This window comes from Bacillus cereus group sp. N24, from assembly GCF_016483345.1.
GTDB lineage: Bacteria > Bacillota > Bacilli > Bacillales > Bacillaceae_G > Bacillus_A > Bacillus_A toyonensis.
The window spans coordinates 126,215-143,119 of sequence record NZ_JAEHCA010000014.1; the positions used below are offsets into that span (position 1 = coordinate 126,215).

The following is a 16,905-nucleotide window of genomic DNA, read 5'->3' on the forward strand; positions in this document are numbered from 1 at the left end:
TATCTTATTCTAGTAACAATTATGTTTATTGTAACATGAAATAAAAGTTTTTCTTTTCCGTCCTTATTAAACTTCAAAATTTATTTCTAAACTCCTTCTTCATTAACAAGAAAATATAGCAAAAGAGACCTCTCCAGTAGGATAAGGTCTCTAACACATCATTATTATTTTTTCTTCGGAACTTTAATCGTAATTTGATAGTACTCATCAAATTCTTCTTCCTCAGAATTAACATTTAAACCACTGTCAGCCACCATTTGTAATGATTGCCTAATTGTATTCATAGCAATTCTCGCGTCTCGGCTTACTGCTTTTTGCTTCGCCTTGCGCTTCGGTTTTACTTCTTCTAGTAATTTCGCGATTCGTTCCTCTGTTTGTTTTACATTGAGTTGTTTTTCCACAATTTCTTGTAAAACTTTCAGTTGTAATTCCTCATTTTTTAAAGGAATGAGAGCACGAGCATGACGTTCTGTAATACTTTTTTCTAACAATGCACTTTTTATTTCTTCAGGCAACTTTAACAATCGCAACTTATTTGCGATTGTAGATTGTCCTTTTCCAAGTCGTTGTGCCAATGCTTCTTGCGTTAAATTATGTAACTCAATCAGCTTTTGATATGCCACAGCTTCCTCGATTGCTGTTAATTCCTCACGTTGCAAATTTTCAATTAACGCTACAGAAGCCGTCTCTGTATCATTTAAGTTCTTTATGATCGCAGGGACCTTTTCCCAGCCTAACTTCGTTGCTGCGCGAAAACGTCTTTCTCCAGCAATAATCTCGTACTTATCATCCTCATACTGCCTCACAACAATCGGCTGAATGAGCCCGTGTGTACGAATCGTTAATGCCAACTCGTCGATACGTGCATCGTCAAAAACCGTTCGTGGTTGATAACGATTAGGAGTAATATTTACGATCGGAATTTCTTGTATTTCTTCATATACCTTTTTATCTATTTCTTCATGGCTTTCGTCTTGTAATTCGAATTCGCTCTCTTTATCTCCAAAGCCAAATAAACGAGAAAACGTATTTTTCATACATATTCCACCACCTTTTAGGCCTATTGACTATTCTACATAAAATGTTTCCTATGAAACATTTACGTTTTCATTTATATAATTTAATCTTACGTCTAATAAGATTTATTTTTCAATAGGTAATTTATTGGGTGTTCCCGGTTTGCGTGGATATTTCTTTGGTGTCTTGCGCTTTTTCTCGATTAATAAAATATTACGTTCACTTTCTTCAAACGGTAATTGGAACGTAGACATTTCTTTTAGATCCCCGCCTAGCACCTCTAAAGCATACTTGCCATTTTCAATTTCTTCGTTTGCCGCGGCACCTTTCATAGCAATGAATGTTCCTCCAACTTTTACAAGTGGTAAACATAGCTCGCTTAATACCGAAAGACGCGCAACTGCACGTGCCATTACAATATCGTACGATTCACGTACACCTTCTTTTTTCCCAAATGTTTCAGCACGATCATGACAAAACGCAACGTCACTTAATTCCAACTTTTGTGCTAAATGATTTAAGAAATTAATGCGTTTTTGCAATGAGTCTACAATTGTCACTTTTAAATGCGGGAAACAGATTTTTAAAGGAATACTTGGGAATCCAGCTCCTGCACCAACATCACAAATTGAGAATGGTTTTGAAAAATCATAATAAAAAGCAGCTGTAATCGAATCAAAAAAGTGTTTTAAATATACTTCTTCTTTCTCCGTAATAGCCGTTAAATTCATTTTTTCATTCCACTCTACTAATGTTTCGAAGTAGATTTCGAACTGCTCTAACTGTCTAGAAGAGAGAGTGATCCCCTTCTCTTCTAGCATAGATTGAAATTGTTCTATGTTCATCTAACAATATCTCCTTACTATTTATTGGTTCGATACGCGCGCAATTTTTCCTTGTTCAATATACACAAGTAAAATGGAAATATCCGCTGGATTTACACCAGAAATACGTGAAGCTTGCCCCATTGAAAGTGGACGAACATCTTTCAATTTCTGTCTAGCTTCTGAAGCAAGGCTAGAAATTGCATCATAATCAATATCCACAGGTATTTTTTTATTTTCCATTTTCTTCATACGCTCTACTTGCTGTAAAGATTTTTCAATATATCCTTCGTACTTAATCTGGATTTCAACTTGTTCTGTCACTTCATCACTTAGTTCTACTTCACTTGGTACTAAAAGATGAATATGCTCATATGTCATCTCTGGACGACGTAATAAGTCACTTGCACGTATTCCATCTTTCAATTCACTTCCACCAATGCTACGAATTAATTCTTGAACTTCAGGACGTGGCTTAATAATGATGCTGCTTAAACGTTCCTTTTCCTGTTCAATTTGTAATTTTTTATTTGTAAATCGCTCATAGCGCTCTTCTTTAATTAATCCAATTTCACGACCAACTTCAGTTAAACGAAGATCAGCATTATCATGGCGTAATAATAGACGATATTCTGCACGAGACGTTAATAAACGATATGGTTCATTTGTACCTTTCGTTACAAGATCATCAATTAAGACACCAATATAAGCATCCTCGCGACCTAAAATAACTTCTTTTTCACCTAAAGAACGACATGCTGCATTAATCCCAGCCATAAGCCCTTGTCCTGCCGCCTCTTCGTAACCAGAAGTTCCGTTAATCTGTCCTGCTGTATATAAATTTTTAATTTTTTTCGTTTCAAGTGTTGGCCATAGTTGTGTTGGCACAATCGCATCATATTCAATCGCATAACCTGTACGCATCATTTCAACGTTTTCTAGACCAGGGATTGTTCTAAGCATATCACGCTGCACATCTTCTGGTAAGCTTGTTGATAAACCTTGTACATACACTTCTTGTGTATTACGTCCTTCTGGCTCTAAGAAAATTTGATGACGTGGTTTATCATTAAACCTTACTACTTTGTCTTCAATTGAAGGACAATATCTAGGTCCTGTTCCCTTAATCATACCAGAATACATAGCTGAGCGATGCAGGTTTTCATCTATTAAACGATGTGTTTCCGTACTTGTATACGTCAACCAACATGGAATTTGATCCATAATAAATTTTGTCGTTTCAAAAGAGAAAGCTCGTGGTTTATCATCACCTGGCTGAATTTCTGTTTTGCTGTAATCGATTGTATTACTATTTACACGCGGAGGTGTACCTGTTTTAAATCTAACAAGATCAAATCCAAGTTCCTCTAAATGTTCTGATAAAGTAATAGATGGTTGTTGATTATTCGGACCGCTCGAATATTTTAAATCTCCCATAATAATCTCACCGCGTAAAAACGTTCCAGTCGTAATTACGACTGTTTTCGCTGTATATTCAGCACCAGCTTGCGTAATTACCCCTTTACATTCGCCATCTTCAACAATTAAACGCTCTACCATTCCTTGGAACAACGTTAAATTTGGTGTTTCTTCAATTGTTTTCTTTAATTCATGTTGGTAAGAGAACTTATCTGCTTGTGCTCGAAGTGCGCGTACAGCTGGTCCTTTACCTGTATTTAACATACGCATTTGAATATACGTTTTATCAATATTGCGTCCCATTTCTCCGCCTAATGCATCAATTTCACGAACAACAATCCCTTTTGCTGGTCCACCAACAGAAGGGTTACATGGCATAAACGCTACCATATCTAAATTAATTGTTAACATTAATGTTTTGGAGCCCATTCGTGCTGCCGCAAGACCAGCTTCGCATCCTGCATGACCTGCACCGATTACTATAACATCGTATGAACCGGCATTGTATCCCATTGTTTATTCCTCCTAATAATCTCTATCTTTCTAAAGCATCACTATATTATTTTCCTAAACAAAATTGAGAGAACAACTGGTCAATTAAGCTTTCATGGACGGTATCACCAGTAATTTCACCAAGTATTTCCCACGTTCTTGTTAAATCAATTTGCACCATATCAATTGGAACACCATTTTCTATCGCCTCAATTGCATCTCCAATTGTTTTTCCTGCTTGTGTTAATAATCCAATATGTCTCGCGTTAGAAACATATGTCACATCAGCAGAATCAATTGCTCCTTCAAAGAATAAGTCCGCTATCGCCTTTTCAAGCTCATCTATTCCTTGTTCCTCAATTAACGACGTCGTAATAACACGATTTCCCGCTGCCAATTCTGTAACACGTTCCATATCAATTACTTGCGGTAAATCTGTCTTATTTACAATAACAATGAAATCTTTTCCTTGTACGGCACGGAATAGCTCTTCATCCTCATTCGTTAAAGCTTCGCTATAATTAACGACAACTAACACTAAATCAGCTTGGCTCATCATTTCTTTCGAACGCTCTACACCAATTCGTTCAACAACATCTTCCGTTTCACGAATCCCGGCTGTGTCTATAAGTTTAAGTGGTACACCACGCACATTAACGTACTCTTCAATAACATCACGAGTTGTTCCTGCAATATCAGTTACAATTGCCTTTTTCTCTTGAACGAGACTATTTAATAGCGATGACTTCCCAACGTTAGGTCTACCGATGATTGCAGTAGCAATACCTTCACGTAAAATCTTCCCTTGCTTCGATGTTTCTAATATTTTTGCAATTTCAGCACGAACATGTGTCGCTTTCTCAATTAAAATATTATGTGTCATCTCTTCCACATCATCATATTCTGGGTAATCTATGTTTACCTCAACATGAGCTAGCGTTTCTAATATATCCTGACGCAGGCGGCCAATTAATTTAGATAATCGCCCCTCCATTTGATTAATCGCTACGTTCATTGCACGATCTGTTTTTGCACGGATTAAGTCCATGACAGCTTCTGCTTGTGATAAATCAATACGACCATTTAAAAAAGCACGTTTTGTAAATTCACCAGGCTCTGCTAATCGTACTCCTTGCGCTAAAATAAGCTGCAATACTTTATTTACCGAAACAAGTCCACCGTGGCAGTTAATTTCTACTATATTTTCGCGTGTAAAAGTTCTTGGCGCACGCATAATAGACACCATAACTTCTTCAATAACTTGATTTGTATCTAAATCAACAATATGGCCATAATGAATTGTGTGAGAAGGAACCTCTGTTAAGTCCTTCCCTTTAAAAATACGATTAACTTTTTCAACCGCATCATCCCCACTTACTCGAACAATGGCAATTGCGCCCTCTCCAAGCGCTGTGGAAATCGCAGCAATTGTATCAAATTCCATGTCCTTTCACCTCACTTGCTTATTTATCTCTATTTCAACACGATTATTTTCTTCACTAAATTATTAGAATACCATAACGAACCTATCTACAAAAGAATAATAACTCATTTTATTATGTCCTCATGTAAAAAACACTAAACTTATTCACAGTGGATAAGTTTAGTGTTTTTAGTTATCCACATCTGTTTTCCCCTCAAAAAAACCGGCACTCATTTGAGTAACCGGTCATTTGGAAGATATTACAACATGCCGATGTGGTTCATTTCCTTCAGAAGTTGTATTGATATCTTGATGATTAGATAATGCTTGATGGATGATTTTTCGTTCAAAAGATGGCATCGGCTCTAAAACAACTCTTTTTTTCGTTTTAGACACTTGTTTTGCTAATCGATAAGAAAGCGATTCTAACGTACTTTTTCTTTTACTACGATAATTTTCAGCATCTAGTGTGATACCAATATACTGTTTCGTATGGCGATTCGCGACAAGTTTTGTCAAATACTGTAAAGAATTCAACGTATTACCTCTTTTTCCAATTAAAACACCTACATTATCACCAGAAATTGTAAATTCAACTTCGCGTCCCTTTACAATTTTACTAATCTCGACTTCCACACCCATGTTGCGAATAACATTTTTTAAATACTCTTCACATTCTTGAATGGGCTCTTTCTTCAATACAACTTCTACTACTGCAGGACGATTCCCAAATAAGCCTAGGAATCCCCTTTTACCCTCATCGATAATATTTATATCAACTTGATCTTTTGAAGTGTTTAATTGCCTTAAAGCATCTTCTACTGCCAGCTCGACTGTTTGTCCTTTAGCAGTAATTACACTCACTTACCTGATCCTCCAGCCTTACTAGCCTTAATTTCTGGCCCTTTGATAAAGTACATTTGAGCGATACCAAAGATATTACCAACAACCCAGTAAAGTGATAATGCCGCTGGGAAGTTAATTGCAAAGATTAAAATCATAATCGGCATAAGCCAAATCATCATTGCCATTTGTGGATTTTGACCAGCAGTTCCTGCCATTGCAAGCTTTTGCTGAATAAATGTCGTAATCGCTGCAACAACCGGTAAGATATAGTAAGGGTCTGCCTGTCCTAAATCGAACCATAAAAATGTATGTTTACTAATTTCTGATGTTCTCATAATCGCATGATAAAATGCGAATAAAATAGGCATCTGAACAAATATTGGTAAACAACCGGCTAATGGATTTACACCATTTTTTTGATATAACTGCATCATTTCTTGTTGTAATTTTTGCTGTGTTGCTTGGTCTTTCGAGCTATATTTCTCTTTTAACTTTACCATTTCTGGTTGTAACGCCTGCATAGCTTTCGTACTCTTCGTTTGCTTAATCATTAATGGTAATAATGCAAAACGAATAATAAGGGTCGTAATAACGATCGCTAAACCGTAATTATCACCAAGCCATGTCGCAAAATACGTGATTAACTGAGAAAGCGGGTATACGAAATATTCATTCCAAATCCCAGTGCTCTTCGATGTAATTGGCTGACCCGTTTCACTACAGCCGGTAGCAATTGCCATTAATGTAATAACCATGGCCAGTAAACCTATTTTCTTTTTCAAAGCCTGCTCCTCCTTGTTTCGGTATGTATATAGTGTAATTCATTTCCTTACGCTACTTTTTTATTCTTTTCATACCAGAGCGTTTAAAGACATGAATTAAGCTTTTCTTTACTTCTTCATATGTCATCTCTGCACAAGGCTTCCTTGCTATTATAACAAAATCTTTTCCAGAATCTATCTCATCTTTCAATTCTGTAATGGACTGACGGATCATACGCTTAATTCGATTACGAACTACTGCGTTTCCTATCTTCTTGCTAACAGAAAGGCCGATGCGAAAATTTGGCTGTTCTTCTTTATTTAGTTGGTATACAACAAACTGACGGTTCGCATTTGATTTTCCTTTTTGAAAAACCTCCTGGAATTCATCATTCTTCTTTATACGATTTTTTTTCTTCATATCAATTGACACTCCTGTATTTCATCAGCGGAAATTCACTATTATTAGAAAAAAAGACCACTGAACGATCAGTGGTCTACGCAGATAATACTTTTCTTCCTTTACGACGACGAGCTGCTAGCACTTTACGTCCGTTCGCTGTGCTCATACGGCTGCGGAAACCATGTACTTTGCTGCGCTTACGTTTATTTGGTTGGTAAGTTCTTTTCATTATATGACACCTCCCTGAGGAATATCTGTTAAAGACAGTCTTATAAATTATAGTTAATCAACTAGGAAAATGTCAATGGTTCTCGAAATTTTCATCAAATATTCATTTTGAACCTGTTCACATTCTTTTTCACAGTTCTTATATTTCCTTGTGGATAAATGTTTTTTTCTGTTTTTTATATCCACAAACTTTTTTCTTACTTTTACACAGTATATCGTATTGTGGACAAGTTTATTCCACAAGGTATTGATTTTGTGGATAACTTTATTAATTTCATTGCTATAGCTACTTTTTTTTGATATTATAGTTGTGTTTTCACTTTGAATAAGTTTCCCACATGTTTATTTTATCCACAATTTGTGTATAACATGTGGACAGTTTTAATCACATGTGGGTAAATAGTTGTCCACATTTGCTTTTTTTGTCGAAAACCCTATCTCATATACAAACGACGTTTTTAGGTTTTAAAAGACGTTTCGTATAAATATACATTTACTATTTATCGGGTTGTACATTTGTTGCGCAACCTTATTCTTTTACCATCTTAGTAAAGGAGGGACACCTTTGGAAAACATCTCTGATTTATGGAATAGTGCCTTAAAAGAACTTGAAAAAAAGGTCAGTAAACCTAGTTATGAAACGTGGTTGAAGTCAACAACAGCACATAACTTAAAGAAAGACGTATTAACGATTACAGCTCCAAATGAATTTGCTCGTGATTGGCTAGAATCTCATTACTCAGAACTCATTTCGGAAACACTTTATGATTTAACAGGGGCAAAATTGGCTATTCGCTTTATTATTCCCCAAAGTCAAGCTGAAGAGGATATCGATCTTCCTCCTATTAAAAAAAATCGAGCACAAGATGATTCTACTCATTTACCACAGAGCATGTTAAATCCAAAATATACATTTGATACATTTGTTATTGGCTCTGGTAACCGTTTTGCCCATGCTGCTTCATTAGCTGTAGCTGAGGCTCCAGCTAAAGCATATAATCCTCTCTTTATTTACGGGGGCGTTGGGCTTGGAAAGACGCATTTAATGCATGCGATCGGTCATTATGTAATTGAACACAATCCAAACGCAAAAGTTGTATATTTATCATCCGAAAAATTTACAAATGAATTCATTAACTCTATTCGTGATAATAAAGCAGTCGATTTTCGTAATAAATATCGCAATGTAGATGTTTTATTGATAGATGATATTCAATTTCTTGCTGGAAAAGAACAAACTCAAGAAGAGTTTTTCCATACATTTAATGCATTACACGAAGAAAGCAAACAAATTGTAATTTCAAGTGATCGGCCACCAAAAGAAATTCCAACTTTAGAAGATCGTCTTCGTTCTCGCTTTGAATGGGGACTCATTACGGACATTACGCCACCAGATTTAGAGACGCGAATTGCGATTTTACGTAAAAAAGCAAAAGCTGAAGGACTTGATATACCAAACGAGGTTATGCTGTATATCGCAAATCAAATCGATTCAAACATTCGTGAATTAGAAGGTGCGCTCATCCGAGTTGTAGCTTATTCGTCTTTAATTAACAAAGATATTAATGCTGATTTAGCAGCTGAAGCACTTAAAGATATTATTCCAAATTCTAAACCAAAAATTATTTCTATTTATGATATCCAAAAAGCTGTCGGGGGCGTTTACCAAGTAAAATTAGAAGATTTTAAAGCGAAAAAGCGTACAAAATCAGTTGCGTTTCCTCGTCAAATTGCAATGTATTTATCACGCGAACTTACAGATTCCTCTTTACCTAAAATAGGTGAAGAATTTGGTGGACGTGACCATACAACCGTTATCCATGCCCATGAAAAAATTTCTAAGCTACTAAAAACGGATACGCAATTGCAAAAGCAAGTCGAAGAAATTCATGATATTTTAAAGTAGTAGCTGAATAGTGTGAATAACTCTCCTTGTTTTACGCACAGTCTATCCACATGTAGATAGACTGTTTTTACATCTTTCAACGGGGTTATCCACATATCCACAAGCCCTATTACTATTACTACTATTTTTTATCTTTATTAATTAAATAAAATCTTATACTTACCGGAGGTTTTTCTTTATGCGTTTTACAATACAAAAAGACTATCTTGTAAGAAGTGTACAGGATGTAATGAAGGCTGTTTCTTCTCGTACAACAATTCCAATTCTTACAGGAATTAAAGTTGTCGCTACTGAAGAAGGGGTTACATTAACAGGAAGCGATGCAAACATCTCTATTGAATCGTTTATTCCAGTCGAAGAGGACGGAAAAGAGATTGTAGAAATAGGACAATCAGGAAGTATTGTTTTACAAGCAAAATATTTTAGTGAGATCGTAAAAAAACTACCGAAAGACACTGTCGAAATTTCTGTGGAAAATCATTTTATGACAAAAATAAAATCTGGAAAATCAGAGTTTAACTTGAATGGTTTAGATTCTGCTGAATATCCATTATTACCACAGATTGAAGAGCATCATGTTTTTAAGATTCCAACAGACTTACTTAAACATATGATTAGACAAACTGTATTTGCAGTTTCTACTTCGGAAACAAGACCGATCTTGACAGGTGTAAACTGGAAGGTATATAACAGCGAATTAATTTGTATTGCAACAGATAGTCACAGACTAGCACTTCGAAAAGCAAAAATCGAAGGATATAATATTGCAGATGCGTTTCAAGCAAATGTTGTAATTCCAGGTAAGAGCCTAAATGAATTAAGTAAAATTCTAGATGAGTCGGAAGAAATGGTAGATATCGTTATTACGGAGTATCAAGTATTATTCCGTACAAAACATTTATTATTCTTCTCAAGATTGTTAGAAGGAAATTATCCTGATACAACACGTCTAATTCCAGCAGAGAGTAAGACGGATATTTTTGTGAATACAAAAGAATTTCTACAGGCCATTGATCGTGCTTCACTATTAGCAAGGGACGGCCGCAATAATGTTGTAAAATTATCAACGTTAGAACAAAAAATGTTGGAAATCTCTTCTAATTCTCCGGAAATCGGAAAAGTAGTGGAAGAAGTTCAATGTGAAAACGTAGATGGAGAAGAATTAAAAATATCTTTTAGTGCAAAATATATGATGGATGCATTAAAAGCTTTAGATAGTACAGAGATTAAGATTAGCTTTACTGGGGCAATGAGACCATTCTTAATTCGTACAGTAAATGATGATTCAATTACTCAATTAATTTTACCAGTTCGTACTTACTAGATAGAAAATAAGGGTTGCTAGTTTAAAGATGCTAGTAGCCCTTATTTGATTTTGGGGTATTACTTTCCTAATGCTAGTTTATTTAGTACAATGAAAGAATGAACACTTTGAGAAAGTGAGCGATTTTATGAAACGTATTAAAATTTCAACAGAGTATATTACACTAGGACAATTTTTAAAGTTAGCTGATGTAATCGATACAGGTGGCGCTGTAAAATGGTTTTTACAAGAATATGAAGTGTACGTGAATCAAGAACTTGAAAACAGAAGAGGTCGCAAGTTATATGCGAACGATATTATTGAAATTCCGGGTAGCGGAACTTTCCAAGTTCAGGCATAAAGGGGGAGCCCTTTGTTTATTTCAGAAATACAATTAAAAAACTATCGCAATTATGAAAAATTAGAGCTTTCCTTTGAAGATAAAGTGAATGTAATTATCGGCGAAAATGCGCAAGGGAAAACAAATTTGATGGAAGCTATTTATGTGTTAGCGATGGCGAAATCTCATAGAACCTCCAATGACCGCGAGCTTATCCGTTGGGATGAAGATTTCGGTCAAATTAAAGGGAAATTACAAAAGAGAAATAGTTCTTTGTCTTTAGAATTAAATATTTCGAAAAAAGGTAAAAAGGCAAAATTAAATCAACTTGAACAACAAAAGTTGAGTCAATATATTGGCGAAATGAATGTTGTCATGTTTGCCCCAGAAGATTTAAATCTTGTAAAAGGAAGCCCTCAAGTAAGAAGACGCTTTTTAGATATGGAATTAGGACAAATAGCTCCTGTTTATTTGTATGAATTAAGTCAATATCAAAAAGTGCTCACGCAACGAAACCACTTGCTAAAAAAAATGCAAGGGAATAGTAAAAATGAGGAAACGATGTTGGATGTATTTACACTGCAACTGATTGAACACGGTGCAAAAATATTGCAAAAGCGTTTTGATTTTTTACATTTACTGCAAGAATGGGCAGCCCCAATTCATCGTGGTATAAGCCGTGGATTAGAAGAATTAGAAATTATTTATAAACCGAGTGTAGATGTATCAGAATCAATGGATTTGTCGAAAATAAAAGAAGTATACTATGAAAGTTTTCAATCTGTGAAACAACGTGAAATTTTCCGTGGTACGACTTTAATTGGTCCTCATCGTGATGATTTACAATTCTTCGTTAATAGTAAAAATGTTCAAGTCTTTGGTTCGCAAGGACAACAACGAACGACTGCACTATCCCTAAAATTAGCTGAAATTGAATTGATTTATTCAGAGGTTAAAGAATATCCAATCCTTTTGCTGGATGATGTTTTATCAGAATTAGACGATTATCGTCAATCACATCTGTTAAATACAATTCAAGGAAGGGTGCAAACATTTGTTACAACGACGAGTGTCGACGGAATTGAACACGAAACATTGAAAGACGCGAAAACAATTCATGTAACGAACGGCACGGTAGATTGTGAAATAGATAGGGCATAAACCCCTGTTTAAATGGAAAAGTAGGTGATCTTTGTGTCAATGGAACAAAAACAAATGCAAGAAAATGCATATGATGAAAGTCAGATACAGGTACTTGAAGGACTAGAGGCAGTTCGGAAACGTCCAGGTATGTATATTGGATCTACGAGTGGGAAAGGACTTCACCACCTTGTATGGGAAATTGTTGATAATAGTATCGATGAAGCATTAGCAGGATATTGCGATGAAATTAACGTTAGTATTGAAGAAGATAATAGTATTCTTGTAACGGATAATGGCCGTGGTATCCCAGTTGGTATACAAGAAAAAATGGGACGTCCTGCAGTTGAGGTTATTATGACTGTCCTCCACGCTGGTGGTAAATTTGGCGGTGGCGGTTATAAGGTTTCTGGTGGTTTGCATGGTGTTGGTGCATCTGTTGTAAATGCCTTGTCAACAGAACTAGAAGTGTTTGTACATCGTGACGGTAAAATTCATTACCAAAAATACGAAAGAGGTATTCCGGTTGCAGATTTAAAAGTCATCGGTGATACAGATAAAACTGGAACAATAACTCGCTTTAAACCGGATCCAGAAATTTTTAAAGAGACGACAGAATATGAATTTGATACGCTAGCGACTCGTATGCGTGAGTTGGCGTTTTTAAATCGTAATATTAAATTAACAATTGAAGATAAACGTGAACATAAACAAAAGAAAGAGTTCCACTATGAAGGTGGAATTAAATCATATGTTGAACATTTAAATCGTTCAAAACAACCAATTCATGAAGAGCCTGTATATGTAGAGGGTTCAAAAGATGGTATTCAAGTTGAAGTTGCGCTTCAATATAACGAAGGATATACAAATCATATTTACTCATTTACAAATAATATTCATACGTATGAAGGTGGTACACATGAGGTAGGATTTAAAACTGCCCTAACACGTGTGATTAACGATTATGGCCGTAAAAATAACATTTTAAAAGATGCGGATAGTAATTTAACTGGTGAAGATGTTCGTGAAGGTTTAACAGCAATCGTGTCAATTAAACATCCAAATCCACAATTCGAAGGGCAAACGAAGACGAAACTTGGAAATAGTGAAGCGAGAACGATTACGGAGTCAGTATTCTCAGAGGCTTTTGAAAAGTTCTTACTGGAAAATCCCAATGTTGCACGTAAAGTTGTAGATAAAGGAACGATGGCAGCGCGTGCGCGTGTAGCAGCTAAAAAGGCTCGTGAGCTAACTCGCCGAAAGAGTGCTTTAGAAGTTTCAAGTTTACCAGGGAAATTGGCAGACTGTTCTTCTAAAGATCCAGCAATTAGTGAAATTTATATCGTAGAGGGTGACTCTGCGGGTGGATCTGCAAAACAAGGACGCGATCGTCATTTCCAAGCGATTTTACCGCTGAAGGGTAAAATTATTAATGTTGAAAAAGCACGCTTAGATAAAATTTTATCAAATGATGAAGTTCGTACAATTATTACGGCGATCGGTACAAATATCGGTGGAGACTTCGATATTGAAAAAGCACGCTATCATAAAGTTATTATTATGACCGATGCCGATGTTGATGGTGCGCATATTCGTACCCTATTATTAACGTTCTTCTATCGTTATATGCGTCAAATCATTGAGTGTGGCTATATATATATTGCGCAGCCACCTTTGTTTAAAGTACAACAAGGTAAAAAAATTCAATATGCTTATAACGATAAAGAACTTGAAAAGATATTAGCTGAGCTACCAGCCCAGCCGAAACCAGGAATTCAACGTTATAAAGGTCTTGGAGAAATGAATCCAACTCAGCTATGGGAGACGACAATGGATCCAGAAGTACGTTCGTTACTTCAAGTTTCTCTTCAAGATGCAATAGAAGCAGACGAAACGTTTGAAATTTTAATGGGTGATAAAGTGGAACCACGTCGTAACTTTATCCAAGAGAATGCAAAATACGTGAAAAACCTTGATATTTAAATGAGTAATGACAGGAATCTAAGTATTCCTGTCTTCTACATATAAATCAATGTATGTGTAACGGAAATGTAAGAGGAGGTGCTCGTTGATGTCAGACAATCAACAACAAGCACGAATTCGAGAAATTAATATTAGTCATGAAATGCGTACCTCATTTTTAGATTACGCAATGAGTGTTATCGTATCTCGTGCATTACCAGATGTTCGTGATGGATTAAAACCTGTGCATCGTAGGGTTTTATATGCGATGAATGATTTAGGAATTACAGCTGATAAAGCGTATAAGAAATCAGCACGTATTGTTGGTGAAGTAATTGGTAAGTATCACCCCCACGGTGATTCAGCTGTTTATGAAACGATGGTACGTATGGCGCAAGATTTCAGTCAACGTTATATGCTTGTTGATGGGCATGGTAACTTCGGTTCTGTAGATGGAGATTCAGCAGCGGCAATGCGTTATACAGAGGCAAGAATGTCTAAGATTTCTATGGAATTAATACGTGATATTTCAAAAAATACAATTGATTATCAAGATAACTACGATGGTTCGGAAAGAGAGCCGATTGTATTACCAGCGCGTTTCCCTAATTTATTAGTAAACGGTACGACAGGTATTGCTGTTGGTATGGCAACAAATATCCCGCCGCATCAGCTTGGCGAAGTAATTGATGGTGTGCTGGCATTAAGTCATAACCCCGATATTACTATCGCGGAATTGATGGAATATATTCCTGGACCAGACTTTCCGACGGCAGGTTTAATTTTAGGGCGAAGTGGAATTCGAAGAGCTTACGAAACAGGTCGCGGTTCTATTATGCTTCGTGCTAAGGTTGAAATTGAAGAGAAGTCAAACGGTAAACAATCTATTATCGTAACGGAACTACCTTATCAAGTTAATAAGGCACGATTAATTGAAAAAATCGCAGAATTAGTTCGCGATAAGAAAATTGAAGGTATTACAGATTTACGTGATGAATCAGATCGTAATGGTATGCGTATCGTTATGGAAGTACGTCGTGATGCTAATGCTAATGTACTATTAAATAATTTATATAAACATACAGCGCTTCAAACAAGTTTTGGTATTAATATGTTATCTCTTGTAAATGGAGAGCCTCAAGTACTAAATTTAAAACAAAACTTATATCATTATTTGGAGCACCAGAAGGTAGTAATCCGTAGACGTACTGCTTATGAATTAGAAAAAGCAGAGGCACGTGCTCATATTTTAGAAGGATTACGAATTGCTTTAGATCATCTTGATGAAGTTATTACGTTAATTCGTAGTTCAAAAACGGCAGATATTGCAAAGCAGGGCTTAATGGAACGTTTCGGTTTAAGTGAGAAACAAGCGCAAGCGATTTTAGACATGCGTCTGCAACGCTTAACTGGATTAGAACGTGAAAAAATCGAGCAAGAATATCAAGACTTAATGAAGTTAATTGCTGAATTAAAAGCGATTTTAGCAGATGAAGAGAAAGTTCTTGAGATTATTCGTGAAGAATTAACAGAAGTAAAAGAACGTTTCAATGATAAGAGACGAACAGAAATTACAATTGGCGGTATGGAATTTATTGAAGATGAAGATTTAATTCCTGAGCAAAACATTGCGATTACGTTAACTCATAACGGTTATATTAAGAGGTTGCCAGCTTCTACGTACAAAACACAGAACCGCGGGGGACGTGGTGTACAAGGAATGGGTACGAATGATGATGACTTTGTTGAACATTTATTAACAACGTCCACTCATGATCATATTTTATTCTTTACAAACAAGGGTAAAGTATACCGTACGAAAGGATATGAAATTCCAGAGTATAGTCGTACTGCGAAAGGGCTACCGATTATCAACTTATTAGGGGTAGATAAGGGTGAGTGGATCAATGCCATTATTCCAATTCGTGAGTTTGGTGATGACCAGTTCCTATTCTTTACAACGAAACAAGGTATTTCTAAGAGAACGCCACTTTCATCATTTGCAAATATACGTACGAACGGTTTAATTGCAATTTCGCTTCGTGAAGAAGATGAAGTGATTTCTGTACGTTTAACATCTGGCGATAAAGATATTATCGTAGGGACAAGCAATGGTATGTTAATTCGCTTCAATGAACAAGATGTGCGTTCTATGGGCCGTAATGCAGCTGGTGTAAAAGCTATTACACTAGGCGAAGAGGACCAAGTAGTAGGTATGGAAATTGTTGAAGAAGATACGAATGTCTTAATTGTAACGAAAAACGGGTACGGTAAGCGTACTCCAGTTGAAGAATATCGACTACAAAGTCGTGGTGGTAAAGGTCTGAAAACTTGTAACATTACAGATAAGAACGGTAAATTAGTAGCAGTTAAATCTGTAACAGGTGAAGAAGACATTATGTTAATTACAGCCGCGGGTGTAATTATTCGTATGCCGGTTGATCAAATCTCTCAAATGGGACGTAATACACAAGGTGTTCGTCTAATTCGATTAGAGGATGAGCAAGAGGTAGCAACAGTAGCAAAAGCGCAAAAGGATGAAGAAGAAACTAGTGAAGAGGTTTCTTCTGAAGAATAAGAGAGGGGATTCTCCCTTCTCTTTATTTTTTTATAATAATACTTGCATAGCAATAAGAAACTATATATAATAGGCAGAGTCAGCAAATGAGAGATACAAGTTATCTTGAAAAACTTGTTGACGAAAATAATATACTATGATATATTATAAAAGTCGCTGAAACGCGATGTTGAACTTTGAAAACTAAACGAAACAAACAACGTGAAACGTCAATTTTTATTTTTAGATGCTAGACAAACTAACTTTATTGGAGAGTTTGATCC

General features: G+C 35.9%; 14 protein-coding genes. 6 read left to right on the plus strand and 8 right to left on the minus strand.

The window, feature by feature from the left end; genetic code table 11:
• Positions 1-164: 164 nt before the first annotated feature.
• The 8 genes from noc to rpmH form a co-directional block, all read right to left on the minus strand.
• Positions 165-1,037, minus strand: coding sequence for a nucleoid occlusion protein (gene noc / locus JDS95_RS19745; protein WP_000799019.1), 873 nt, complete (start codon positions 1,035-1,037; stop codon positions 165-167).
• A gap of 105 nt (positions 1,038-1,142) precedes the next feature.
• Positions 1,143-1,862: a 16S rRNA (guanine(527)-N(7))-methyltransferase RsmG gene (gene rsmG / locus JDS95_RS19750; RefSeq protein ID WP_001019622.1), complete on the minus strand. Its 720-nt coding sequence runs from the start codon at positions 1,860-1,862 to the stop codon at positions 1,143-1,145.
• A gap of 21 nt (positions 1,863-1,883) precedes the next feature.
• On the minus strand, positions 1,884-3,773 hold the full coding sequence (mnmG, locus tag JDS95_RS19755; RefSeq protein WP_085450916.1) for a tRNA uridine-5-carboxymethylaminomethyl(34) synthesis enzyme MnmG: 1,890 nt from the start codon (positions 3,771-3,773) through the stop codon (positions 1,884-1,886).
• Between the two features lie 46 nt (positions 3,774-3,819).
• Positions 3,820-5,196 carry a tRNA uridine-5-carboxymethylaminomethyl(34) synthesis GTPase MnmE gene (mnmE, locus tag JDS95_RS19760; RefSeq protein ID WP_085450915.1) on the minus strand — a complete coding sequence of 459 codons (1,377 nt, stop codon included), beginning with the start codon at positions 5,194-5,196 and terminating at the stop codon, positions 3,820-3,822.
• 225 nt (positions 5,197-5,421) lie between these two features.
• Entirely contained in the window at positions 5,422-6,039 is a 618-nt protein-coding gene (jag, locus tag JDS95_RS19765; RefSeq protein WP_000111509.1) for an RNA-binding cell elongation regulator Jag/EloR, read from the minus strand.
• Positions 6,036-6,803 (minus strand): YidC family membrane integrase SpoIIIJ, encoded by a 768-nt coding sequence (gene spoIIIJ, locus JDS95_RS19770; RefSeq protein WP_000726765.1) that lies wholly within the window; start codon positions 6,801-6,803, stop codon positions 6,036-6,038. Before spoIIIJ ends, jag begins: the two co-directional genes overlap by 4 nt.
• Positions 6,804-6,855: 52 nt before the next feature.
• Complete coding sequence (rnpA, locus tag JDS95_RS19775) at positions 6,856-7,203, minus strand: ribonuclease P protein component (RefSeq protein ID WP_000728892.1); 348 nt, start codon at positions 7,201-7,203, stop codon at positions 6,856-6,858.
• A gap of 76 nt (positions 7,204-7,279) precedes the next feature.
• Positions 7,280-7,414 (minus strand): 50S ribosomal protein L34, encoded by a 135-nt coding sequence (rpmH, locus tag JDS95_RS19780; RefSeq protein ID WP_000831901.1) that lies wholly within the window; start codon positions 7,412-7,414, stop codon positions 7,280-7,282.
• 564 nt (positions 7,415-7,978) lie between these two features.
• Here rpmH and dnaA point away from each other — a divergent pair.
• From dnaA to gyrA, 6 genes are all read left to right on the plus strand, one after another.
• A complete protein-coding gene (gene dnaA / locus JDS95_RS19785) occupies positions 7,979-9,319 on the plus strand; it encodes a chromosomal replication initiator protein DnaA (RefSeq protein ID WP_085450914.1) in 1,341 nt (446 codons plus the stop codon).
• A 178-nt stretch (positions 9,320-9,497) separates the two neighbouring features.
• Positions 9,498-10,643 (plus strand): DNA polymerase III subunit beta, encoded by a 1,146-nt coding sequence (dnaN, locus tag JDS95_RS19790; RefSeq protein WP_001212897.1) that lies wholly within the window; start codon positions 9,498-9,500, stop codon positions 10,641-10,643.
• 127 nt (positions 10,644-10,770) lie between these two features.
• A complete protein-coding gene (yaaA, locus tag JDS95_RS19795; RefSeq protein ID WP_000821369.1) occupies positions 10,771-10,983 on the plus strand; it encodes a S4 domain-containing protein YaaA in 213 nt (70 codons plus the stop codon).
• Positions 10,984-10,995: 12 nt separating this feature from the next.
• Positions 10,996-12,123 (plus strand): DNA replication/repair protein RecF, encoded by a 1,128-nt coding sequence (recF, locus tag JDS95_RS19800; protein WP_085450913.1) that lies wholly within the window; start codon positions 10,996-10,998, stop codon positions 12,121-12,123.
• A gap of 39 nt (positions 12,124-12,162) precedes the next feature.
• Positions 12,163-14,085 (plus strand): DNA topoisomerase (ATP-hydrolyzing) subunit B, encoded by a 1,923-nt coding sequence (gene gyrB / locus JDS95_RS19805; protein WP_000435980.1) that lies wholly within the window; start codon positions 12,163-12,165, stop codon positions 14,083-14,085.
• 88 nt (positions 14,086-14,173) lie between these two features.
• Positions 14,174-16,642 carry a DNA gyrase subunit A gene (gyrA, locus tag JDS95_RS19810; protein WP_001282863.1) on the plus strand — a complete coding sequence of 823 codons (2,469 nt, stop codon included), beginning with the start codon at positions 14,174-14,176 and terminating at the stop codon, positions 16,640-16,642.
• Positions 16,643-16,905 lie beyond the last annotated feature (263 nt).